Genomic DNA, 21,024 nt, shown 5'->3' on the forward strand with positions numbered 1-21,024 from the left:
CTGTGATCACGAGCTCACCCCCTTCCGCAGGAGGCACGCATGACGCAGGAGGCACGTATGACGCAGGCTCCGACGCAGCACCGTGCAGGGGATCGCTCCCTCAGGGTGGTGGCCGACGACGCGGACGCGTCCGGGCCCCGGGTCAGTGACGACATGACGATCGAGGTGGCTCTCTCCCTCATGGCGGGGGCCCGTGTCGATCACCTCGTCCTCTGTGACCGGGACGACCAGGGCACGGACCTGATCACCCTGGCCCGGCTCGCCGTGCTCCGCGACAGCCCCGGTTACACGGACCGGGTCCGGCTGCGGGACGTCCTCGGCCTCGCGGGCTGATCCCTCCTCTCGTCCCTGGGGTGTGAGCAACAGGCGCGAACCGCCATCGAAGACCCGGTGAGGGCCCTGCCGACGCGTGTCGGCAGGGCCCTCACCGTCGTCTCGCCACCTCGGCGTTTCGTGTGCGGGGTCCTGAGCGGGCGGTGGAACACACGGTCGGCACGGCGTCGAAGCGGGCGGATGGTGTTGAATTTGCCCCGGGGCCCTGGTGCCGTACGGCGCAAGGGCCCCTCGACGCGTTGCACAACGAGGTGACATGGCAGCAGATACTCCACTCAGCGATCGTCTGGACGACGACGATTACCCCGCGTACACCATGGGCCGGGCCGCCGAGATGCTCGGCACCACCCCCGGCTTCCTCCGGGCCATCGGTGAGGCTCGTCTCATCACGCCGCTGCGCTCGGAAGGCGGACATCGCCGGTACTCCCGCTACCAACTGAGGATCGCCGCGCGGGCCCGCGAGCTCGTCGACAGAGGAACCCCGATCGAGGCCGCCTGCCGCATCGTCATCCTCGAGGACCAGCTGGAGGAGGCTCAGCGCATCAACGCCGAGTACCGCCGCGCCGCGGACGAGGCGTCCGAAGGGCGCGGTACCGCTTCGAGCTGATCACGTGGGCGCGGGCGGGTGGGCGCGACACCCGGCACCGCCGCCGGAGCACCGGACGCAGCCGGAATGCCACCGGAATGCCACCCCCTCCGTCCGGGCGTATCGTCCGTTTATGTATGCGCAGGGTGTGAGGGTGACTGCCCCGTAGAGCGGCAGGGGGTGAGGGTGTGCGTGACACCGCCCGTTCCTCGGCCGGGACGGGCTTCGGGACCGAGCAGCTCGCAGGTGCCCTGGTGCGGGGCATGCGGGACAGCGGTGCCTGCGTGGGTGCCGTGTATCTGCCGGAACCGGGCGCGCGGGTGCTGCGGCTGGCGGTGCTGAGCGGGGTGCCCTCGGAAGTGGCCGCGCCGTGGGAACGGGTCGCCCTCGGTGCCGCGACCCCGGTGGCCGACGCCGTGCGGGAACGCCGGCTGGTGTGGCTCGGCAGTCAGGAAGAGGTCGCCCGCCGCTATCCGCAGATGGCCCTCGTCCTGCCCTATCCCTTCGCGCTGGCCGCCGCGCCGATCACCACCGAGGGCACGGAATGGGGCGGGCTCGTGCTCCAGTGGCCCGGCTCGCACCCGACGCAGCTGCGCGGCCGGGAGCGCGACGTGATCGACGACGTCTGCCGTCGGATGGGCCTGTTGCTGCGGACCGCCGCCGAGAACGGCCGACCCGTGGTGCACGACGCCGAACCCCTCCTGGTGCCCCCGCCGGGGACCGACGCCGCGAAGCCGCCACAGACCCAGTCCGGGCTCGACTTCGCCGAGCGCCTCCCCGGCGGCTGCTGCGCGCTGGACACGGACGGCCGCATCGCCTTCGTCACCGCCACCGCCGCCTGCCTCCTCGGTGCCGGACCGCCCGAGCTGCTGGGGGCCCGGCCCTGGGACGCGCTGCCGTGGCTGAACGACCCCGTCGCCCAGGACCGCTACCGGGCCGCGGTGCTCAGTCGCCGGCCCACGTCCTTCACCGCACTGCGGCCACCCGACACCTGGCTGTCCTTCCGTCTCTATCCGGACGCCTCGGGCGTCAGCGTGCGCATCGCCCCCGTGCTGGCGGCGCAGGCCGCGGACACGGCGTTGTCGCCCCATCCCCCGCCGCCGTCCGCCACGGGCCGCACCGCCGCGCTGTACCACCTGATGCACCTGGCGGCGACCCTTACGGAGGCCGCAGGGGTGCAGGACGTGGTGGACCGGGTCGCCGACCTGGTCCTGCCGGCCACCGGGGCGCAGGCCCTCGCCCTGATGACCGCGGAGGACGGCAGGCTGCGGATCATCGGCCACCGCGGCTACAGCGCCGACCTCATGAGCCGTTTCGACGCCGTGTCCCTCACCTCGCAGACCCCTGCGGTGCGCTGCCTGACCACCGGGGTCCCCTCCTTCTTCGCCGCCTTCGCGGAGCTGCGCCGCGCCTACCCTCCGGCGGTGCTCCAGGACGGCCTGGCCGCCTGGGCCTTCCTGCCCCTGATCACCTCGGGCCGCCCGGTGGGCTCGCTGGTCCTCGGCTACGACCGGCCCCACCCCTTCGCCCCCGAGGAGCGCGCCGTCCTCACCTCGCTGGCCGGCCTGATCGCCCAGGCGCTGGACCGCGCTCGCCTCTACGACGCCACGAACCGGCTCGCCCACAGCCTGCAGGCCGGTCTGCTGCCCCACACCCTGCCCCGCATGTCCCGGTTGGACGTGGCCGCCCGCTACCTCCCCGCCGGTCACGGCATGGGCATCGGCGGCGACTTCTACGACCTCATCCGCCTCGACGACACGACCGCCGCCGCGGCCATCGGTGACGTCCAGGGCCACAACGTGCAGGCCGCCGCGCTCATGGGCCAGGTCCGGACGGCGGTCCACGCCACCGCCGGTTCGAGTCCCGGCGAGGTCCTCGACCGGACCAACCGCCTGCTCACCGACCTGGACCCCGGCCTGTTCACCAGCTGCCTCTACGTCCATCTCGACCTCGCGCACCAGCGCGCCTGCCTGGCCACCGCCGGGCACCCGCCGCCCGTGCTGCGCCACCCCGACGGCCGTACCGAGGTGCTCCGCCTGCCGCCCGGTCTGCTGCTGGGCATCGACGCCACCGCGACCTACACGGCCACCGAGATCGCCCTGCCGCCGGGCGCGGTGCTCGTCCTGTACACGGACGGCCTGGTCGAGGTGCCCGGTGTCGACCTCGACGAGGTCGTCGACGCGCTCGCCGCCCGGCTCGCACGGGCCGGCGACCAGCCGGTGGAGGCCCTCGCCGACGCCCTGGTCCGGGACGCCGAGGAGTGCGCACACCGAAGCGACGACGTCGCCCTGCTCGTCATCAACCCGCGCTAGCACCCCGCCCGGCCACGCCTCAGACCCGCGGCAGACCCGCGGTGGCTGCTGGTGCTGCTGGTGGCGCTGCCGGCGCTCGGCGACGGCGGCGCGGCGGGCGTGGGCCGGCAGAGCTCGGCGACGATCGGCCCGGAGACGTCGGCTGGGCGCCGCCGCCGGAGCGCGGGTGCCTGGTGCGGTGGTCGCCGGTGGCGTGCAGCAGGTGCATGAAGGCGCCGAATCCTACGAGTTCCAGGCTGCCGTAGAGGTCGAGCACCGGGCCGTACCGCACGGCCGTGCGGCGCAGGCGGCGCCCGCGTGTGGGGATGGGCGACCGGTCCGGCAGCCGCGCGTTCCAGACGGCCGGACCGGGGAGCGTCGTGGTCATGAGGCCCCGGGCTCCGCCCGCCGCCGGGGCCGGGTACCGAACACCCACGCCCGGAAGAGCAGGAAGCGCAGCAGTGTCGCGGCCAGGTTGGCGGCGATCAGCACGGCGAGTTCGACGCGCGCCCCGGCCGACGGCGCCGCCTGGTGCAGAAGGGCGAGCGAGCCGCTGGTGAGCGTCAGCCCGAGCAGGAACACCACCAGCCCCCTGGCCTGATGGCGCATCGCACCGCCGGGGCCGCGGATGCCGAAGGTGAGGCGGCGGTTGGCGGCCGTGTTGCCGATGGCGCAGATCAGCAGCGCGAGCGCGTTGGCGGCCTGGGCTCCCACCACCGGGCGCAGCAGCGAGTACAGCAGCAGATGGGCGAGGGTGCTGACCGCCCCCACGGTGGCGAACCGCACGAGCTGCATCACCAGTCCGCCCGACGGCTCGTCGCCGTCGCTGCGCCGCAGTTCGGCCGGCGGCAGCGTGCCGCGCGCCAGCGCCGAGCCGATCCGGGCGATGCCGCGCAGGTCGGCCAGTGCCGTGGCGACGATGTCGACCCTGCTGTCGGGGTCGTCCACCCAGTCGACCGGCACCTCGTGGATGCGCAGCCCGGCCCGCTCGGCGATGACCAGCATCTCGGTGTCGAAGAACCAGCCGGTGTCCCGCACCAGGGGCAGCAGCCGTTCGGCCACGTCCCGCCGTACCGCCTTGAAGCCGCACTGCGCGTCGGAGAAGCCGACGGCCAGGGTCGAGCGCAGCAGGGCGTTGTAGCAGCGGGAGGTGAACTCCCGCTTGGGACCGCGTACGACGCGGGCGCCACGGGCCAGCCGGGTGCCTATGGCCATGTCGGAGTGCCCGGATATCAGCGGCGCGACGAGCGGGAGCAGCGCGGCCAGTTCCGTGGACAGGTCCACGTCGACGTAGGCGAGCACCGGAGCCGGCGAGCGGGTCCACGCGGCGTGCAGGGCCCGGCCGCGCCCTTTCTCGTCGAGCCGCAGCTCCTCGACCTCGGCCAGTTCACCGGCCAGCCGGACGGCGATCTCCGGCGTGCGGTCGGTGCTGGCGTTGTCGGCGATGGTGATCCGGAACGCGTAGGGAAAGGTTTCGCTCAGGTGCGCGTGCAGCCGCCGCACACTCGGCTCCAGGTCCGTCTCCTCGTTGTACACCGGGACGACCACGTCCAGGACGGGGTCCGGGTGATCGGTGGGGACCGGGGTGCGTCGGGGCAGCGGATGTACGTCCTTCACGGCGGCGGTCCCTCGTTCAGTCACTGGTTCGTCCTTGTCGGTGCTCGGGCGCAGGGTATGCCGTAGGTACGCGCGTGTGGGCGGCCGCGGGTCGTGGTCGCGGGTCATGGGCCGGTGAGCGCCGTCGAGGTGGGCGCGCCGGGAGGTTCGGACCGGCTCGTCGGGTGCGGTGTGCCCGACGGCGGGTGGGAGGTGGAGTACGGCGGCGTCGTCGTGGCGATCGGCCCTCCCGGGAGCGCGGGCGATGTGGGCGTGGGCGGGGAGGACGGCTCGCCGGCGGACCCGTCCGGTGCCCGCGTCGGCCCCGGGCTGGTGGGCACCGGGCTCACCTCGGGCCGTGGCGAGGGCCCGGCGGGCTCGGCCCGGTCCGGGCCGCCCGGCAGCAGCAACAGCCCGACCGCGAGTCCGGCGACGGCCAGGACGGAGCCGGCGGCGCGCTGTGCGGCCCGGACGCGGCGGCGGGCCCGCACCCCCTCCCGGATGCGTTGCCGGTGCCGCGGCCCGAAGGGGCTGTGCTCCTCGCTCTCCCGCATCATCCGCGCCAGCCGCCGCTCGAAGTGGTCCATGGGGTTCTCCTTCACCGCACCGGCTCGACGACGTCGGCCAGCAGCAGGCGCAGCCGCGCCACTCCCCGCGCGGCATGGGACCGGGCCGTGCCCAGCGGGCACCCGAGCGCCTCCGCCACCTGCCGCTCGGGCAGGTCCTGGTAGTAGCGCAGCACCACGGCCACCCGCTGCCGGGGCGTCAGCCGGGCCAGCGCGGCCTCCAGCCGGGAGCGCTCCGCCACGTCCGCGGACACGTCGCCCGCCCCGGCCACGTCGGGCAGCCGTTCGACGGGGCGTTCGCCCCACCACAGCCGTCGGCCCGAGCGGGCCGCCGCCCGCACCATCACCTTGCGGACGTAGGCCTCCGGCGCCTCCTCGGCGATCTTCGGCCAGACGAACCAGAGTCTGACCAGCGAGTCCTGCACCAGATCCTCGGCGCGATGCCGGTCGCCGCCGACGAGCAGCCGGGCGAGATGCAGCAACACCGGCCAGCGGGCCGTGACGAACTCGTCGAACTCACCCGCCCCCGCCTGCTCCATCCGCACTGTCCCCGCTCCCGCCGGTTGCCTACACCTGGAGTAAAGACGTCGGCGGGCCCACCCCTATGCACGCGTTGCCGGTGATCCGGGTCACATCGACAGGGAGTCTGATCTTCGACCGCGACGCGGAATGTAAGACCAGTCATCACTTTAATTCACTCGCAGCGACCGTTTTATTACCTTAATCCTTCACCCGTTTGCTGCGCATCCGGCGGAATGGGGTGCCGTTAGTTTGGATATGACCAAGGCAACCAGGGACGGTTTTTTCGGCCTGTTGGCGAGTCAGCAGCGAGGGGGCAAGGCTGCGGGACATGCGGTGACGCTGGGTCCCTACACTTACATTCCGGCCCCGGCCCACTGCTCGGCCAGTGTCAACGGAACACTCACCAAAGACGGTCCCCCGGTCACACTCCGGGCCACCGAGCCGATTCTCCGCAATTTCCTGGACATCATGGCCGAACTGGAAGACGATCTTGCGCGAAGGTGGCTCGGGTCCCAGGGCTCGGCCGGCTTCACAGCGGCGAAATAGCGACGCGCCATGTATACCCACAGCCATGGCACTCATGGCGACCATGGCACCCACGGCACCGGCCGGCACCGCGGTCCGGCCGACGACGCCTACCCGCAGCCCCTGGTTCCCCCGGACTCCGCCTGGGATCCCGCCGAGGAGCTGGCGTTCATGCTCCAGGACGCGCTGGCGGAGGAGCCCCCCTACATCCCTCCGGCGGACGCGTCGGTCACCGAGCCCGTCCCCGGCTCGCCGCTCGGAAACCTCCAGGAGATCACGGCCGAGCTGCCGCCGCTGAGGGATTCCCCGAAAGGTCACCGCAAGCCCCGTGCGCGCGTCGGCCGCAACGCATTGCGCGCGGTCAGCCGGTTTCTCGCCGCGTTGGCGGCGGTCATCGCGTGCAGCGTGAGTTTCTTCGGCGGAATGGCCGTCTACGAACCGCTGCGCCTTTCCGTTTCCCGAACACACGACGGCATTGTTTCCTTGTGGCCCCTGTTGATCTACGGTCCCTGGCTGGTGGCCTCGCTGTCCGTCCTGCGGGCCGCACTCCATCAGCGCAGGGCAGTGCACTCCTGGTGTGTGATTCTCCTTTTTTCGACAGCGGCGATGCTTTTATGTGTGGCGCAGGCGCCCCGGACGGTCGTCGACACCGTGACGGCTGCCCTGCCCGGGCTGGCGGCGCTTGCCTGCTTTCAGCAGCTCGTAAGGCAGATCACCCTGACCCGTCCGCCCCGGCGCTCGCTGCCCCGGCACCGCTCGCGGCCGCCCGCCGCCTCGCCCGGCGCCGAGGAGTCGCGCGGTTCCGCGCCCCGGGACGGCCGCCGGGAGATCTCGGGATCCCCCGGTTCCTCCCGGACCTCGCGCGACCGGGACTCCTCGTCGCGGCTTATTCCGAAGCAGGGCGCCACCCGCCGGTAGGCGCCCTGCCCGGGCCCGGGTGTCAGACGAGGCGCTTGCGTCCCCACAGGAAGAGGAACGCCACGACGGCCGCGGTCAGGGCGAACAGGATCGCCGCGCCGAGCCACTGCATGCCGGCCATCTGGGACATCGGCAGATAGTCCACCGACCAGCCGACCACGTCGGCCTGCTTCAGGCACAGTTCGCGGGCCTGCTCCGTCTCCGACTCGACACAGGTGCTCCAGCCGAGCAGCTCCCCGCCGCCGGTGAGGTACGACTGGTCGATCTGGTGGGCGGCGTCCGGCAGGACCGGGAACGAGTCCTCCGCGAGGACTCCCTTGTTCGTGGTGGCCGTGATCACGTCGCCGAGCGCCAGTCGCAGTTCGCCCCAGACGAGCTGGGCGGCGACGGCGAACCCGAAGGTGACCACCATGGCCGTCAGCGTGCGGCGCAGCACCACGCCGATCGCCACACCGCACACGACGGTGAAGAGGGTGAGGGCGACGGGCACCGGGCCGGTGGTGTCGAAGGCGGCACCGCTCGTCCAGTCCAGCACCGTGGTCTGCCCCTTGACCGGCGCCCACCACCAGCCGAACGCGACCGACAGCGCGATCGTGCTCACCGTGAGCACCAGCGCGGTCAGCCCCAGCTTGGTGGCCAGCCAGCGGGTGCGGCTCGCGCTCTGGGCGGCGACCAGCTTGGCGGTGCCGTGCTCCAGGTCGCCCGCGAGCAGCGGGGCGCCGACGAACACGCCGAGCACCACGGGGATCAGGCCCAGCGCGCTGGAGACGGGGCCGAAGGCGGCGGCGTACGGCGCGAACTCCGTGCCCAGGCCGTCGAGTCCGTTCGCGGGCCAGCCGTAGCCGGTCAGGAAGTCGATCATGCGGTCGCGCTGGAAGACGATCCACGCCAGCAGGAGCACGCTCGCGCCGAGCAGGGTCAGGTACGCGGCCCGGTGCTGGCGCCAGACCAGCCAGGTCATGCCGGAGAGGCGGGGGCGGCGGGAGGCGGGGGCGTCGGTGGCGACCGGCGTGCCGGTGAGGGTGCTCATGCGGCCACCGCCCGGGAGCCGTGCACCTGCGCGGTGGGGGTGATCAGCGAGGGCGCGTCGACGGAGCGCAGGTGGGCGAGCAGGAGTTCCTCCATGGTCGGGGCGGCCGCCTCCCAGGGGCCGGTGACCGGCCCGTCGGCACGTACGAGGGCGGTGAACTGCCGTCCTGTGGTGCGGGCTTCGACGAGGGTGTGCTGCGCGAGACCGGCGGGCAGGCCCTCGTCCTCGCGGACGCCGGTGACCAGGGTGTGCACGGCGAGCAGTTCGTCCACGTCACCGGCGAGGCGCACCGCGCCGGAGGCGATGACGACGAGGTAGTCGCACACGTTCTCCAGCTCGGCCAGGACGTGGGTGGACATGAGCACGGTGGTGCCGCGCTCGGCGGCCTCGGCCATGAGGGTGCCCATGAGCTCGTGCCGTACGACCGGGTCGAGGTCGGACATCGGCTCGTCGAGGAGCAGCAGGTCGGGCTGCTTGCCGAAGGCGAGCGCGAAGGCGACGCGGGTGCGCTGCCCGCCGGAGAGGGTGCCCACCTTGGCGTGCAGCGGCACGTTCCCGGCGCGCACGATGCCCTCGGCGGCCCGCTGGTCCCAGCCGGGGTTCAGCTCGCGGCCCATCCGCAGGATCTCGGCCACCGTGAAGCGGCGGTACAGCGGCTTCTCCTGGGCGAGGAACGCCGTACGCCGGCCGGCCTCGGCCGACTCCGGGGCCGCGCCGAACACCCGGAGCGTGCCCTCGGTCGGCTCCAGCACGTTCGCCGCGATGCCCATCAACGTGGTCTTTCCCGCCCCGTTGGGCCCGACCAGCCCGCAGATCCGCCCGGCCGGCAGCCGGAACGAGCAGTCCCGCAGGGCCCAGCCCCGTCGGTAGCGCACCCCCACGCCGGAGGCCTCCAACGCCGTGTCCCCGGCGTACTGACCGTCACTCACGTCATCCACCACCATTTAACTACTTGATTAGTGGAATGATGATGGGAGGCGGCGAGGGCTCCTGTCAACGCCGTTCACCTTCGCCCGCGCCGCCGCTCCGCACCGGACCCGCCGGGCGGCTACCTGCCGGAGTCCTCGGCGAGGGTGTGCGCCACGAGCGCGTTGGCGTGGCCGTGGCCCAGTCCGTGCTCGTTCTTCAGCCAGGAGACGAGCTCCATGTGCTTCGTCAGGGGCGAGGCGCGGATCAGGTCCTTCCACTCCGCTATGGGACGGCCGTACTTCTTCTCGATCGAGGGGAAGTAGGCGGCGGGGCCCTTCACGGGTGCGGTCATGGCGGTCACGTCCTTCTGTGCTCGGGGAACCCTGTTGTTCGTCGTCGGTGATGACCGGCGCAGGGCGGGCAAGTGGTCGTTCCGGCGGGGTGATCCGCGTCACTCCGCCTTGGGCCGTCCGGGCGCCGCCATGGAACTTCGGGGAACGGGCAGGCGTTGCCACGACGACGTGTGCGAACGCACACCGACGACCGGAACGACACGGCTGAAGCCGAGGTGGCACGGGATGGCTATGTGGGATCGGATCAAGGACCAGGCCAAGAGCCTGCAGCAGCAGGCCCAGGGGGCGCGCGGCTCCGGCGCACAGGGTGGGCACGGCGGGCAGGGCGGACACGGCGGCCAGGGCGGGTTCGGTGCTCCCGGCGGTCACGGCCGGCCGGGTTCCGGCTCCTCCGGCGGCTCGCGCGCCCAGCTGGTGAGCACGCTCAAGTCCCAGCTCACGTCCCTGAAGACGGAGCTGAAGAGCGGTGCCTACCGGGACGCCAGCATGGCCATGTGCGCCCTGGTCGCGGCGGCCGACGGGCATGTCGACCCGACCGAGCGGCAGCAGATGGAGTCGCTGATCCTGAACAACGACGTCCTGCAGAACTTCCCGCCGGAGCAGCTGCGGCAGCGGTTCAGCAAGCACGTCGACCAGCTGTCGTTCGACTTCCCGCAGGGCAAGACGCAGGTCATGCAGGAGATCGCCAAGGCGGCGAAGAAGCCGGCGGAGGCCCGGGCGGTCGTCCAGACCGGTTTCGTCATCGCCGGGGCCGACGGCTACATCGCGCCGGCCGAGGAGCAGGTGCTGCGGGAGGCGTGCTCGGTGCTGGGCCTGTCTCCCCAGGAGTTCGGCCTCTGATCCCGCGCCGGCCCTTTTGCTGAACGCCGGGCCACCGGTGAGGGGCGATTCTGTTGCGGCCGACGCAGATATCGCCCCTCGCTCAGGCTAGGGTTTTTGTGTGCCCCCTGATCGTGTGCCCGATGAGCCCGCCCCCTCGCTCGACAACCTCGACGACGACGACTACCCCGCCTACACCATGGGCCGGGCGGCCGCCGTCCTCGACACGACGCCGGCGTTCCTGCGCGCCCTGGGCGAGGCCAGGCTGATCACCCCCCTGCGCTCGGAGGGCGGCCACCGCCGCTACTCCCGCCATCAGCTCCGGATGGCCGCCCGCGCCCGGGATCTGGTCGACCAGGGCACCCCGATCGACGCCGCCTGCCGCATCATCAGCCTGGAGGACCAGCTCGCGGAGGCCCGACGGCAGCTGCGGGGCCAGGGAAAAGGACATCACCGCGAAGCCCGCTGAATATCTGTCGCGGCGGGTGCAGAATTTCTGTACCCAAAAAGAGAATGCGAGGGCAGAGAATCGCCCAGGCCGTATACCCAGGACTGTGCTAGCTTGATACGAGCACTCGTTTTAAGGGAGATTGAATATGGCATCTGGCACCGTGAAGTGGTTCAACGCGGAAAAGGGCTTCGGCTTTATCGAGCAGGACGGTGGCGGCGCTGACGTGTTCGCTCACTACTCGAACATCGCCACCACCGGCTTCCGCGAGCTTCAGGAAGGCCAGAAGGTGACCTTCGACGTTACGCAGGGCCAGAAGGGCCCGCAGGCCGAGAACATCGTTCCCGCCTGACGCGTATTGCAGTTCGGGGCCCGCACTCTTCGGAGTGCGGGCCCCGACGCATTGCCCGAACGGCCCGCAAACCTTCCGGCCGGCACCCGTGGCCGTACCGGCCGGGCGTACGGAAGTGAAATGTCCGCTCAGGCGGACCGCGCTCGCCGTCGGCGCTCCGGGGCACTCGCACGTTCCGGTGGTCGCCGCCTGATCACGCTGTGGGACCCGTGCCGTCCCCCGTATCCAGTGACCTATGGATGACCACGGCACCACAGCCCTCACGGCCACCTCCGCCGCATCGGCCACCTCGGCCACCTCGGCCAGCGGTCGAGGCCCTGCGGGCCGGCCGGGGCGGTGCCGGAGGGCACCGGGCGGGAAGCGGCACCTCGCCTCCGGTGCCCCGCTAGGATCCCGGCATGGTCGAACTAGCCGAAATGATCCGGGAGTTGAGGCACGAGCTGAACTCCGCGCTGGCCGGTGGCGGCGACGGGCCCGTGCGGTTCGAGCTGGGGCCGGTCGAGATCGAGGCGACCGTCGCGGTGGGGCGGACCGGCGGGGCCGGGGGAAAGGTGCGGTTCTGGGTGGTGGAGGCGGGCGGTGAGGCGCGGGTCGAGTCGTCGCGGACGCACCGGATCTGCCTGACCCTCCAGCCGAAGCTCGTCGCACCGGACGGCACGCATCACGACGTGCTCATCACGGGTGATGAGGCGGAAGGGGAACGGTGAGCCGCAGGACGCTCGTTTCGACCCCCTGACGTGGGGGGACGACTGGCCGTACGCTGGTCGGCACTGTCAGTGGTAACTCAGGCGGGACTGGTGGCGGTCGGGAGGTCACGGGGGTGGAAGGGCGCAGCCCTGCGCGGGTTCGCAACGAGTTGGTGGCGAATGTCGTGGACGTCCTTCAGGAGTCGGCGACCATGCGGCACACGAGCAGCGCGGACCTGCTGGTGACCATGCTGGGCCAGGAACTCGGCGCCCCGGTGGAGCCGCCTCGCGGCGAGGCGTTACGGCCCTGGCTGCTGCGCCTGGTGGAGAAGTGCGCGGGCGTCCCGGACGGGATGCCGTGCCTGGTGCGCTGCCTGGCGTACGTCGAGCAGCAGTCGGCAACCGTGACGGCACTGCACCGGCTGGTGGACGAGTGGGAGGCCGTCGACTTCTTCGACGGGGCCGATCTGCATCAGCTGCGGCCGCTGCTCCAGGAGATCCGCTCCGCGTCCACGCTGGCCGCGATGGCCCGCCGGGCGAGCCGCTCGCGCACCCAGGAGCTGCCGTCCTGGTGCGACACGGGCTGGACGGTGTTCCTGCGCCTGGCAGGTGACAACTCGGCGGCGAAGGAACTTCCGGTGAGCATGGCGTTCGTGTCCCTGGCCGCCGACCAGCTGGTCGAGGACGGTCAGGTGGACACGGCCGAGCTGCTGCGCCGCTGGAACCGCCGGCAGGCCCGCACGTGGGGCCTGGAGGACAAGATGGCCGAGTGGCAGCGCGGCGGCGCCGTCGCCGAACCGGTGACGTCCTCGCTGATGCCGGCGTATCTGATGATCCAGTTCGAGCCGGACGGCGTGGACCGCGACCGCTACTACCTGTCCCACTGGCGGCAGTCGGACGCCGAGGGCTGGCATCCGGTGCCCGGTGAGACCGTGCACCTGCACCGCGACGAACTCCCCTCCGAGGTCGAACAGCTCATCGAGCAGACGGAGGAACGCTGGTCGGATCTGCGCCAGCCGGTGGTGCTGGAGTTCATCCTCCCGTGGGAACTGCTGGGCGAGCCCGTCGAGTGGTGGCACAAGGAGTCCGACTCGTCCTCCCCGACCCCGCTGGTGATGGACTACGCCGTCCTGGTGCGCAGCTTCGAGCGGCTGCGCAGAGCCTCCTGGCACCGCCCCTGGCACAACAAGTGGCGGCACTTCAAGGAGCGCCCCGCCGACACCCGCCCGTACTGGAACCGGCCCGGCCACTCCCACTTCCATCTGGAGCGGGAGCTGAAGGAGGACGAGCACGCCGTCTGCCTGGTGCTGAGTGAACCGCCGGGCACCGACTCGCCCACCAGCCGCCAGGCGTATCTCGCCGGTCTGAGGGCGGGTGTCCCGGCCATGATCTGGCACCGCGGCGACTGCGCCGACCCGGCCTTCAAGGAGGCCGTCGCCGACATCGTGCAGGACCGCGGGCTGGCCGGTCTGATGGAGCGGACCGGAAGATGGCGCAAGGAAGCGCTGGCCGTCGGGCCCGAGGGGTGGGACAACCACGTGGGGCGCCATCTGGCGATCCTGCTCGACGACCCGGAACGCAGACCCGTGCCCCCGGGGCCCGACCGTACGCGGGGTGACCGGCCGGCCGGGCCGGAGGTGCACGGTCCACCCGTCCGCGAGCCGAAGGGTGACCCGAATTGAACGAGCGTGCGCGTAACCGCCCGCCTGTGTTTCAGGTCGGCCCCAGTGCTTCCGTCATGCTTTCGCGTACACCCGCCGCGAGCCCCCGTGCGCACTTGCTTCACGAGCGGAACCGCTGCAAGGCTTTGCTCGTGGCTGTCACGCATGCCGGGGGTGTGCGGGATTCCGCCACCCGCTCATCGTCACTACGACGCCTTGAGGGCACGCATGCATGATGACGATGGCCAGCGACCGGGAGAGTCCGCGCGGGCACGCCGTGAGGCCGCTCAAGTCCTGAGCCGGCTCGGTGGGCAGCCGGGCGGGCCCCGACCCACGGAAGCGGTCCTGGTCATCGACACCCACCCCACGATGCGGGTGTGGCACGAGACGGTCCGCGACGACCTGGTCGACGAACTCGAACGCGCGGGCGCCTTCTCCCGCGTACGGGTGTTACGGCTGCTCGGCACCGACGAGACCGACCCGGCCCGGGTCAGCCCGGAGGAACCCCTCGGCCCGGCACCGCAGAACGCCCGCCGGGTGGTGCTGGTGCTGACCGACGGCCTCGCGGCCGGCTGGCGGCTCGGCGCCGTCCAGCCGCTGCTGCGCGGCTGGGGGCGGAGCTGCCCGGTCGCCGTGGTGCATCTGCTGCCGCAGCAACTGTGGTTCCGCACGGGGCTGGACGTGTACCGGGTGCGGATCCGGGCCCCGCACGGCTGGGCCGCGAACAGCGCCTGGGACTGGGAGGAACGCGAACCCCCCGCCGGGCTCCGGGACACCGACGAGGCGGTCGCCGACCGGGAGGGCACCGCCGTCGTCGTGCCCGTGCTGGCGCTGACCGGGCGGTGGGCGGAGGCGCTCACCCGGCTGGTGTCCGGGCCGGAGCCCGAATGGCTGGATCTGTCCGCCATTCAGGCCCGCGAGTGGAAGAGCAGGCCGGACGCGGCCCGCGCGCTGCCCTGGGCGGAGGAGCTGCCCGACCCGCTGAGCACCCTGCCCGCCGCCGAACGCGTCTCCGACTTCCGGGCCGTCGCGAGCCCCACCGGGTTCACCCTGGCGACCCGGCTGGCCGCCGCGCCGCTGAGCCTGCCCGTCATCCGCGGGATCGTCGCCACCACCCCCGGCGCCGGTCCGGTCCATGTCTCCGAGCTGCTGATCAGCGGTCTGGTACGCCCCACCTGGGAGCACGACGAGGGGCCGGCGGACGTGGTGTTCACCTTCGCCCCCGACATCCGCGAGGAGTTACTGGCGCTCGGGCGGCGCAGCGCCACCGCCCGGGTACTGAGCGAGGTGCGCGCCCTGTTCGCCGCGGACGACATCGCCCGCAGCCTGCTGCCGCCTCCCACCGAGCCGCTGGACACCCTGGCGATGCCGCATGTCAGCAGCCGCAACATCGCCTTCCTGCGGGTGGAGCTGACCGCCCTGCGTGCCCTGTCGGGCCGCTACGACCAGCGTGCCGCCATGCTGGCGCGGGTGCTGAGCTGGCACGATCGGCGTTACGCGGTCAGCCTGGAGAAATCACCACGCGGAGTGCCGGGACGGGTGGCGGCGGCCCGGTCGGCCGACGACGCCACCGACCCCACCCCCCGGACCCCCTCCGAAGGAGCCTCGCAGATGCCGACATCACCCCAGCGGACCGTGGAGACGGGGGACCGCACGACACAGCCGCGGGTCTGGGGGAACCTGCCGCCGCGCAACCCGAACTTCACCGGGCGCACCGAGCTGCTCGAACTGCTCGACCAGCGGCTGCGCGAGGGCACCACGACCGTGCTGCCGGAGGCGATCCACGGCATGGGCGGCGTCGGCAAGACCCAGCTGGCGATCGAGTACGCCTACCGCCATCAGGCCGAGTTCGACATCGTGTGGTGGATCCCCGCCGAGCGGCCCGGCCAGATCGGGCAGGCGCTGGTGGAACTGGCCCAGCGGCTCGGCCTGGTGACCACCACCGAGGCCAACATCGCCGGGCCCGCGGTGCGCGAGGCGCTGCGCGAGGGCCGGCCGTACGCCCGCTGGCTGCTGATCTTCGACAACGCCGACAACCCCGAGCAGGTCCGCCACTACTTCCCGCAGGGCGGGAGCGGCACCATCCTCGTCACCTCCCGCAACCGGCGCTGGGGCCAGGTCGGCGGCTCCCTCGAAGTGGACGTGTTCACCCGCGAGGAGAGCACGGAACTGCTGCGCCGCTCCGGCCCGCCGCTGCGGGACGGTGAGGCCGACGCGCTGGCCGAGGCGCTCGGCGACCTGCCGCTGGCCCTGGAACAGGCCGCGGCCTGGCGGGCGGAGACCGGGATGCCCGCCTCGGAGTATCTGCGGCTGTTCGAGAACAAGCGCATGGAGCTGCTGGAGGTGGCTCCGCCGCCGGACTACCAACTGCCGGTCGCGGCCGCCTGGAACGTCTCCCTCGACCATCTGGAGACCCGCAGCCCGGCCGCGCTGCGGCTGCTCCAGCTGTGCTCCTACTTCGCGCCCGACCCGATCTCCCGGTCGATCTTCTCCGGCCTCGGCAACAGCAGCATCTTCCCCGAGCTGGACGCGGCACTGAACGACCCGATGCGGCTCGCCCGGGCGATAAGGGAGGTGAACCGCTACTCCCTCGCCCGTATCGACCACCGCACGAACTCGATCGAGATGCACCGCCTGGTGCAGCTCGTTCTGAACAACCGCATGACCCCGGAGGAGCAGTCCCGCATGCGCAACGGTGCCCACACCCTGCTCGCGGCCGCTGACCCCAAAACGCCCACCAATCCCGCGAGTTGGCCCCGATATGCGGAGCTCTACAGCCATGTCATCGCCTCCGACGCGATCAAGTCCGACCAGCCGTGGGTCCGTCAGCTGGTGCGGAACATCGCCGAGTACCTGTACTACTGGGGCGACCACGACGTCTCACTCGACTTCTCCGAGCAGGCCTGGGAGTCCTGGACGGCCATCTTCGGTGAGGAGGACCAGCAGACTCTGCTCATGGGGCAGTGGCTGTGCTTCATGTACTGGGTGGTGGGCCGGTTCGAGGACGCGGCCCGGCTGGTGGCCCACCTCAGGGAGGTGTACGACCGCACCGCCCCGGCCGGCCAGGAGGACATCCGCGAGGACGCGCTCGACGCGCTGCAGCTGGAAGCGGCGGTACGCCGCGTCGAGGGCCGCTTCGCCACCGGCGCCGAACTCGACAGAATCGCCTACGAACGCGCCCACCGGGCTTTCGGCGAGGACGACCCGACGACGCTGAACATCGCCCACAACCTCGGAGTGAGCCTGCGCCTGGTCGGTGACTTCCGCCAGGCCCTGGAGCTCGACCGGCGCACACTCGACCGGAAACTGCGCCTGTTCGGCCGGGACGACCAGCGGGCCCTGACCACCGAGAACAACGTGGCCATCGACGTGCGCGAGACCGGCGACTACATCGGTGCCCGCGCCCTGCACCAATCCGTACTGGTCGCCTACCGGGACGTCTTCGGGCAGGGCAACCCGGCCACGATCGAGGCGATGCGCCAGCTGAGCGAGGCCTGCCGCAAGGAAGGCGACCACCTGCGCTCGCTGGAGCTGGCCACCGAGGCACACGCCCAGTTCACCCGCCGCTACGGCGACACCCACCCTCGCTCGCTGGCGGCCGCGCTGACCCTGTCGGTGGCGCTGCGGCAGAACGGCGACCTCCAAGCGGCCCGCACCCGAGGCCTCAAGGCCTGCGAGGGCTACCGGCAGATCTACGACCCGCACCATCCGCACGTCCTGTCCGCCGACGTCGACCTGGCCGTCACCCTGCGACTGCTCGGCGGGTCCGAGGAGGCGCGGCGCCTGGACGAGACGGCCCTGGGCTCGCTGTCCGACCGGCTCGGCGCCGGGCATCCGCTCGCCCTCATCTGCGCGATCAACCTGGCCAGCGACCTGGCCGCTCTGGGGCTTCACGAGGAAGCCCGGCACCGGGGCGAGGACACGCTGGCCCTGTGCCGGACCACGTTCGGGGAGGACCACCCCACCACGCTGGTCTGCGCGGGCAACCTTTCGTCGGACCTCGTCTCCGTCGGCGAGGAGGAGCAGGGCACCGCCCTGCGCGCCGACACCCTGGCAAGCATGGAGCGCGTTCTCGACGCCCCCAGACTTCAGGTGGAGTCGAGCACCGCACACCCGGCGACCACCCAGTTCCGCGAGGGCCGACGCGCCAACTGCGACATCGATCCGCTGCCGCTGTGAGGGCCTAGTCCTGCCCCAGCCACGCCGCCAGGCGTACGGGGTCGGCGCCCCGGCCGGTCGCCGCGACGAGAGCGTCCTGCACGGCCCGGGCCCGTTCCGGGAAGCCGAGGAGCAGGCGGGCGGCCGGCCCGTGGGACGGGTCGCCGGACAGCGCGCGGCCGAGGCCCGCCCAGGCCGCCACGGGTGCCTGCCTGCCGGACAGCCGGTCGGCGTAGGCGGCGCGGGCCTCCTCGCGGTGACCACGGATCAGCAGGACGTCGGGGGCCTCGATGCCCTGGACGGTCCCGGCCACGGTGTGCTGCCAGCTCCCGTCGGGATCGCTGAGCTGGTAGCGGGCGAGGACAGCAGCGCTGTCCAGGTGACGGGCCTCGGTGTCGGGGACGACGGCGGGTTCGGCGGCCAGGGCGGCCGACGGCCGGGCCGCGCCGCGTCGCCAGTCGCGTACGGCCTCCTCAACGGCAGCGGCAGGAGGGCGCAGGTGGTGCGCCCGCCAGCGGGTCAGGTGGTCCCCGGCGACCTCGTGGGCCAGGCGCAGCTCAGACGCGGGCACTTCGTCGGTCATCCACTCGGCGCACCGCTCGCTCAGCCCGTCCAGCACCCACCGCCCCAGCGGCGTCAGTTGCTGGTGTCCGCGGACCTCGTTCAGCACGGACCACACCTGGGTGCGCCACATCGCGAACTCGAAGTGGGCCAGCGGGGCGTACGAGGGCTCGGCGGTGTGCCGGTGGGCGCGCCAGAAGCGGGTCACACCGAGGAAGGCGTAGATGCCCTGGAGCAATCCACCCAGCGGGCGAGGATCGTCGCGCCAGGGGGCGTAGCACAGGAACGTGGAGGTCGGCGGGTCGGGGGCCGGCTCGGTCAGCGGGCCCAGGTGCATGAGGCCGCCCAGCTTGGTGTGTTGAAACTCGTGGACCAGGGTCGCGGCGAGTTGGGGTACGTCGTCGGGGCGGGAGGCCGTAAGCCCGCCGAAGGCGTCGCCGGCCGTGCTGCTGTGCGGTCGAAACCTCTCTCTCGTCGGGGTGGGAGCCACTGACATCAGCCCGTGGCGCATGGCGTCGGCGCTGACCGGATCGTCGCGCAGGAGCACGTGCCAGGCGTCGGCAAGCATCGACTCCCACGTCGCCGTCTCCGCCGCGGACAGCAGCCGGGGCTCACTCGGGGCGGGGAACGTCCGGTACGGGTCCAGTTCCTCCAGCACGAGCGACTTCGCGTCCGGCCCGGATCCCAGTGTCAGCCTGCGCACCGGGAGCCAGCCCGGGCCGCGCCGGTCCCATCCGGGCGCGACCTCGACGACCGCTCCGCGCGCCCCTGTGATCCGCAGCCGGCCCGCGCGTCCCGTCACCAGGGCGGAGTCCCACTGCTCGGCGTCCGGCAGGACGGCGCAGCCCAGGGTCGGCAGCGGGACCAGACCGCGGCGCGCCGGGACATTGATCGAGAAGTTCAGTTGGGCCCGCGCGCCCGCGGCCGCCGCCAGCGCCGCCAGGTGACCGATGGCCACCCACCGCGGGGCGTCCTCATAGACGTGTCCGCGCAGCCGACGTACCGCCAGGGAGACCCACATACCCGTGTTGGGGGACATCAGGACGTCCTCGAACGCCTCGGGTGCCCGCCGCTGCGCCCGTTCCAGAAGCGCCCAGGCCTGCGCGTACGACACGCGGATGTCGTCGTCGTGGGAGAGCGCGTTGTCCAGGGCCCGTAGCAGCAGCAGGCGGCGGCTGCGCTCCGCGCCGAGCAGTTCCGTCACGACCGCGCCGTCGCCGTCACCGTGGGCGAGCGCCACGGCGCCGGCCGTCGACAGCCGGTGGAACTGCAGAAGATCCCCCGTCGTCATGGCGTCAGCGGCCACGCGTCCTCCACGGGTCGATGCGCGTCAAGCCGGCCGGGTCAGTCGAACCGGGACGGGTTGTACGACACCGTGATGGCCTGCGGGCCGTCGATGTGGCGCAGCAACTGCTCCAGCGACTCGGTAAAGGCCGTGCCGTCCATGGAGCGCAGCGCTTCAAGAGAGACCCCCGAAAGATCGACGAGACACGACTCGACAGCAGGCATCGTTTGCTCCACGGCTGCCAAGTCCCCTCCCGTGCCTACGAGTCAGCGCTGTCGGCTCCCAACCATCATGGCCCAGCGGACAGCAAGTCGAAACCCCACATCCCGGCCGCCCCGCGAGATCACGTCAACGGTGGCGCACGGCCAGCAGGGCGGCGGCCCGGTCGACCCGTTCCACTTCCGGCGACGGGCCCTCCAGCAGCCGTACGGCCTCCAGGAGCTGGTCGAGCGTGCCCGGATAGCGCAGGCAGGTGCGCACGACGCCGTAGACGTCCATGCGCAGCCGGGGGTCACGGGGGCTGTTGGCGGCGATCCGGTCGGTGATGCTGTCCAGCAGCAGGGTCATGCCGTTCGGGCCCCGCAGCAGGGGCAGGGCCGTGAGAGCGTCCACGAGGTCGACCAGTTCGCGCAGGGGCAGTTCGCCGGGCAGGGCGGTCAGGGGGGCGACCGGGCGGGGAGCGGCCGTACCGTCGGCGGAACCGAGCGCCTCGCGCGGCGGCAGTCCGGCGTGGCGCCCGAGCCGCTCCAGCGCGTCGGACGACAGGACGTCGTACCACCGCTCCACCCGCCGGGCCGCGAGCCTGCCCAGCCCGTCGGCACGGTGGTGCACACCGACCACACCTATCACCGCGCCCCCGCACCAGACCGCCGCGCCGGACATGCCCTCCCACGGGGAGCGTTCCGGTTCGACGTCGGCGGGCGGGACGACGACGGCCAGTTCGAGCGTGCCCTCGCGGCGGTTGGACAGCACGGAGACGGTGCCGGAGACATGGCACGCGTCGCGGTACCGGCCGGGCGGGCCGTCGCCCGAGGACGGAGCGGTGTCCCGGCGGAGCTTGAAGCGGGGGAAGCCCATGGCGCTGAAGGGCAGCACCACGTCGGCGTCCGGGACGGCGGCATACCGGGGCGGGGCGACGGCGGGAAGGCCGGGCGGGGGGCCGGTCAGCTCCAGCAGGGCGACGTCGGCGGCCTCGTCCAGCAGAACGACACGGGCGTCGGCGCTCCATTCGCCGGGCAGGTCGGCGTCGAAGCGGACGCACAGCCGGTCGACGGGTCCGGCCACGACATGGGCGGCCGTCAGCACACAGTGACCGGACACCCGGTACCCGGACCCGCGCCGCCCCGGGCGCCCCCGCGGCCCGCCGACGAGGACCTCGGCGACACGCGCCGCGTCCAGCCCCTGCTCCCCCCGGTCCGTCACACG

20 protein-coding genes are annotated in these 21,024 nt (G+C 72.3%); 11 read left to right on the plus strand and 9 right to left on the minus strand.

The window, feature by feature from the left end; all coding sequences use genetic code 11:
- The first annotated feature begins 57 nt into the window (after nt 1-57).
- From ACFV6X_RS09815 to ACFV6X_RS09825, 3 genes are all read left to right on the plus strand, one after another.
- Nucleotides 58-333, plus strand: coding sequence for a CBS domain-containing protein (locus tag ACFV6X_RS09815; protein ID WP_385380185.1), 276 nt, complete (start codon nt 58-60; stop codon nt 331-333).
- Between the two features lie 256 nt (nt 334-589).
- Nucleotides 590-940 (plus strand): MerR family transcriptional regulator, encoded by a 351-nt coding sequence (locus ACFV6X_RS09820; RefSeq protein ID WP_385380188.1) that lies wholly within the window; start codon nt 590-592, stop codon nt 938-940.
- 167 nt (nt 941-1,107) lie between these two features.
- Nucleotides 1,108-3,231 carry a SpoIIE family protein phosphatase gene (locus ACFV6X_RS09825; protein WP_385380191.1) on the plus strand — a complete coding sequence of 708 codons (2,124 nt, stop codon included), beginning with the start codon at nt 1,108-1,110 and terminating at the stop codon, nt 3,229-3,231.
- Nucleotides 3,232-3,594: 363 nt separating this feature from the next.
- Here ACFV6X_RS09825 and ACFV6X_RS09830 read toward each other — a convergent pair whose 3' ends face one another.
- The 3 genes from ACFV6X_RS09830 to ACFV6X_RS09840 all read right to left on the minus strand — a co-directional run bounded on the left by ACFV6X_RS09830 (nt 3,595) and on the right by ACFV6X_RS09840 (nt 5,911).
- On the minus strand, nt 3,595-4,851 hold the full coding sequence (locus tag ACFV6X_RS09830) for a glycosyltransferase (protein ID WP_385380194.1): 1,257 nt from the start codon (nt 4,849-4,851) through the stop codon (nt 3,595-3,597).
- An 80-nt stretch (nt 4,852-4,931) separates the two neighbouring features.
- Nucleotides 4,932-5,393 (minus strand): cellulase, encoded by a 462-nt coding sequence (locus ACFV6X_RS09835; RefSeq protein ID WP_385380197.1) that lies wholly within the window; start codon nt 5,391-5,393, stop codon nt 4,932-4,934.
- 11 nt (nt 5,394-5,404) lie between these two features.
- Nucleotides 5,405-5,911, minus strand: a complete 507-nt coding sequence (locus ACFV6X_RS09840) for a SigE family RNA polymerase sigma factor (protein WP_385380200.1) — start codon at nt 5,909-5,911, stop codon at nt 5,405-5,407.
- A gap of 238 nt (nt 5,912-6,149) precedes the next feature.
- Here ACFV6X_RS09840 and ACFV6X_RS09845 point away from each other — a divergent pair, with 238 nt between their 5' ends.
- Together ACFV6X_RS09845 and ACFV6X_RS09850 are read left to right on the plus strand one after the other, a co-directional pair.
- Entirely contained in the window at nt 6,150-6,440 is a 291-nt protein-coding gene (locus tag ACFV6X_RS09845; RefSeq protein WP_385380203.1) for a hypothetical protein, read from the plus strand.
- 9 nt (nt 6,441-6,449) lie between these two features.
- Complete coding sequence (locus tag ACFV6X_RS09850; protein ID WP_385380207.1) at nt 6,450-7,337, plus strand: hypothetical protein; 888 nt, start codon at nt 6,450-6,452, stop codon at nt 7,335-7,337.
- 22 nt (nt 7,338-7,359) lie between these two features.
- On the opposite strand, the gene ACFV6X_RS09855 is transcribed toward ACFV6X_RS09850, so the two are convergent.
- From ACFV6X_RS09855 to ACFV6X_RS09865, 3 genes are all read right to left on the minus strand, one after another.
- A complete protein-coding gene (locus ACFV6X_RS09855; protein WP_385380210.1) occupies nt 7,360-8,367 on the minus strand; it encodes an ABC transporter in 1,008 nt (335 codons plus the stop codon).
- Nucleotides 8,364-9,311 (minus strand): ABC transporter ATP-binding protein, encoded by a 948-nt coding sequence (locus ACFV6X_RS09860; RefSeq protein WP_385380213.1) that lies wholly within the window; start codon nt 9,309-9,311, stop codon nt 8,364-8,366. The genes ACFV6X_RS09855 and ACFV6X_RS09860 overlap by 4 nt, the downstream gene beginning before the upstream one ends.
- A gap of 104 nt (nt 9,312-9,415) precedes the next feature.
- A complete protein-coding gene (locus tag ACFV6X_RS09865) occupies nt 9,416-9,628 on the minus strand; it encodes a DUF4287 domain-containing protein (protein ID WP_385380216.1) in 213 nt (70 codons plus the stop codon).
- 226 nt (nt 9,629-9,854) lie between these two features.
- Between ACFV6X_RS09865 and ACFV6X_RS09870 the strand changes: the two genes are divergently transcribed.
- The 6 genes from ACFV6X_RS09870 to fxsT all read left to right on the plus strand — a co-directional run bounded on the left by ACFV6X_RS09870 (nt 9,855) and on the right by fxsT (nt 17,774).
- Entirely contained in the window at nt 9,855-10,469 is a 615-nt protein-coding gene (locus tag ACFV6X_RS09870) for a TerB family tellurite resistance protein (RefSeq protein WP_365451272.1), read from the plus strand.
- A 178-nt stretch (nt 10,470-10,647) separates the two neighbouring features.
- On the plus strand, nt 10,648-10,917 hold the full coding sequence (locus ACFV6X_RS09875) for a MerR family transcriptional regulator (protein ID WP_385380471.1): 270 nt from the start codon (nt 10,648-10,650) through the stop codon (nt 10,915-10,917).
- 127 nt (nt 10,918-11,044) lie between these two features.
- Nucleotides 11,045-11,248, plus strand: a complete 204-nt coding sequence (locus tag ACFV6X_RS09880; RefSeq protein ID WP_030736617.1) for a cold-shock protein — start codon at nt 11,045-11,047, stop codon at nt 11,246-11,248.
- A 398-nt stretch (nt 11,249-11,646) separates the two neighbouring features.
- Nucleotides 11,647-11,955, plus strand: a complete 309-nt coding sequence (locus ACFV6X_RS09885; RefSeq protein WP_385380221.1) for a trypco2 family protein — start codon at nt 11,647-11,649, stop codon at nt 11,953-11,955.
- Between the two features lie 164 nt (nt 11,956-12,119).
- On the plus strand, nt 12,120-13,616 hold the full coding sequence (locus ACFV6X_RS09890; RefSeq protein ID WP_385380224.1) for a hypothetical protein: 1,497 nt from the start codon (nt 12,120-12,122) through the stop codon (nt 13,614-13,616).
- A 207-nt stretch (nt 13,617-13,823) separates the two neighbouring features.
- Nucleotides 13,824-17,774 carry an FxSxx-COOH system tetratricopeptide repeat protein gene (gene fxsT / locus ACFV6X_RS09895; RefSeq protein ID WP_385380227.1) on the plus strand — a complete coding sequence of 1,317 codons (3,951 nt, stop codon included), beginning with the start codon at nt 13,824-13,826 and terminating at the stop codon, nt 17,772-17,774.
- A 4-nt stretch (nt 17,775-17,778) separates the two neighbouring features.
- Here the strand turns inward: fxsT and ACFV6X_RS09900 are convergent, their stop codons facing one another.
- From ACFV6X_RS09900 to ACFV6X_RS09910, 3 genes are all read right to left on the minus strand, one after another.
- Nucleotides 17,779-19,620, minus strand: a complete 1,842-nt coding sequence (locus ACFV6X_RS09900) for an HEXXH motif domain-containing protein (RefSeq protein WP_385380230.1) — start codon at nt 19,618-19,620, stop codon at nt 17,779-17,781.
- 38 nt (nt 19,621-19,658) lie between these two features.
- Nucleotides 19,659-19,823, minus strand: a complete 165-nt coding sequence (locus ACFV6X_RS09905) for a hypothetical protein (RefSeq protein ID WP_221751386.1) — start codon at nt 19,821-19,823, stop codon at nt 19,659-19,661.
- A 124-nt stretch (nt 19,824-19,947) separates the two neighbouring features.
- Entirely contained in the window at nt 19,948-21,021 is a 1,074-nt protein-coding gene (locus ACFV6X_RS09910; protein ID WP_385380233.1) for a trypsin-like peptidase domain-containing protein, read from the minus strand.
- Between the last annotated feature and the right edge of the window lie 3 nt (nt 21,022-21,024).

Origin of the sequence: Streptomyces sp. NPDC059861, assembly GCF_042731435.1 — a bacterium.
GTDB lineage: Bacteria > Actinomycetota > Actinomycetes > Streptomycetales > Streptomycetaceae > Streptomyces.

Excerpts from the sequence above, each read along its gene's own strand:
- ACFV6X_RS09870 (WP_365451272.1), top strand. The coding sequence starts at position 9,855 with ATGGCTATGTGGGATCGGATCAAGGACCAGGCCAAGAGCCTGCAGCAG.
- ACFV6X_RS09845 (WP_385380203.1), top strand. The coding sequence starts at position 6,150 with ATGACCAAGGCAACCAGGGACGGTTTTTTCGGCCTGTTGGCGAGTCAG.
- ACFV6X_RS09885 (WP_385380221.1), top strand. The coding sequence starts at position 11,647 with ATGGTCGAACTAGCCGAAATGATCCGGGAGTTGAGGCACGAGCTGAAC.
- ACFV6X_RS09820 (WP_385380188.1), top strand. The coding sequence starts at position 590 with ATGGCAGCAGATACTCCACTCAGCGATCGTCTGGACGACGACGATTAC.
- ACFV6X_RS09875 (WP_385380471.1), top strand. The coding sequence starts at position 10,648 with ATGGGCCGGGCGGCCGCCGTCCTCGACACGACGCCGGCGTTCCTGCGC.
- ACFV6X_RS09840 (WP_385380200.1), bottom strand. The coding sequence starts at position 5,911 with ATGGAGCAGGCGGGGGCGGGTGAGTTCGACGAGTTCGTCACGGCCCGC.
- ACFV6X_RS09855 (WP_385380210.1), bottom strand. The coding sequence starts at position 8,367 with ATGAGCACCCTCACCGGCACGCCGGTCGCCACCGACGCCCCCGCCTCC.
- ACFV6X_RS09860 (WP_385380213.1), bottom strand. The coding sequence starts at position 9,311 with ATGGTGGTGGATGACGTGAGTGACGGTCAGTACGCCGGGGACACGGCG.
- ACFV6X_RS09880 (WP_030736617.1), top strand. The coding sequence starts at position 11,045 with ATGGCATCTGGCACCGTGAAGTGGTTCAACGCGGAAAAGGGCTTCGGC.
- fxsT (WP_385380227.1), top strand. The coding sequence starts at position 13,824 with ATGCATGATGACGATGGCCAGCGACCGGGAGAGTCCGCGCGGGCACGC.
- ACFV6X_RS09850 (WP_385380207.1), top strand. The coding sequence starts at position 6,450 with ATGTATACCCACAGCCATGGCACTCATGGCGACCATGGCACCCACGGC.
- ACFV6X_RS09905 (WP_221751386.1), bottom strand. The coding sequence starts at position 19,823 with ATGCCTGCTGTCGAGTCGTGTCTCGTCGATCTTTCGGGGGTCTCTCTT.
- ACFV6X_RS09865 (WP_385380216.1), bottom strand. The coding sequence starts at position 9,628 with ATGACCGCACCCGTGAAGGGCCCCGCCGCCTACTTCCCCTCGATCGAG.
- ACFV6X_RS09835 (WP_385380197.1), bottom strand. The coding sequence starts at position 5,393 with ATGGACCACTTCGAGCGGCGGCTGGCGCGGATGATGCGGGAGAGCGAG.
- ACFV6X_RS09815 (WP_385380185.1), top strand. The coding sequence starts at position 58 with ATGACGCAGGCTCCGACGCAGCACCGTGCAGGGGATCGCTCCCTCAGG.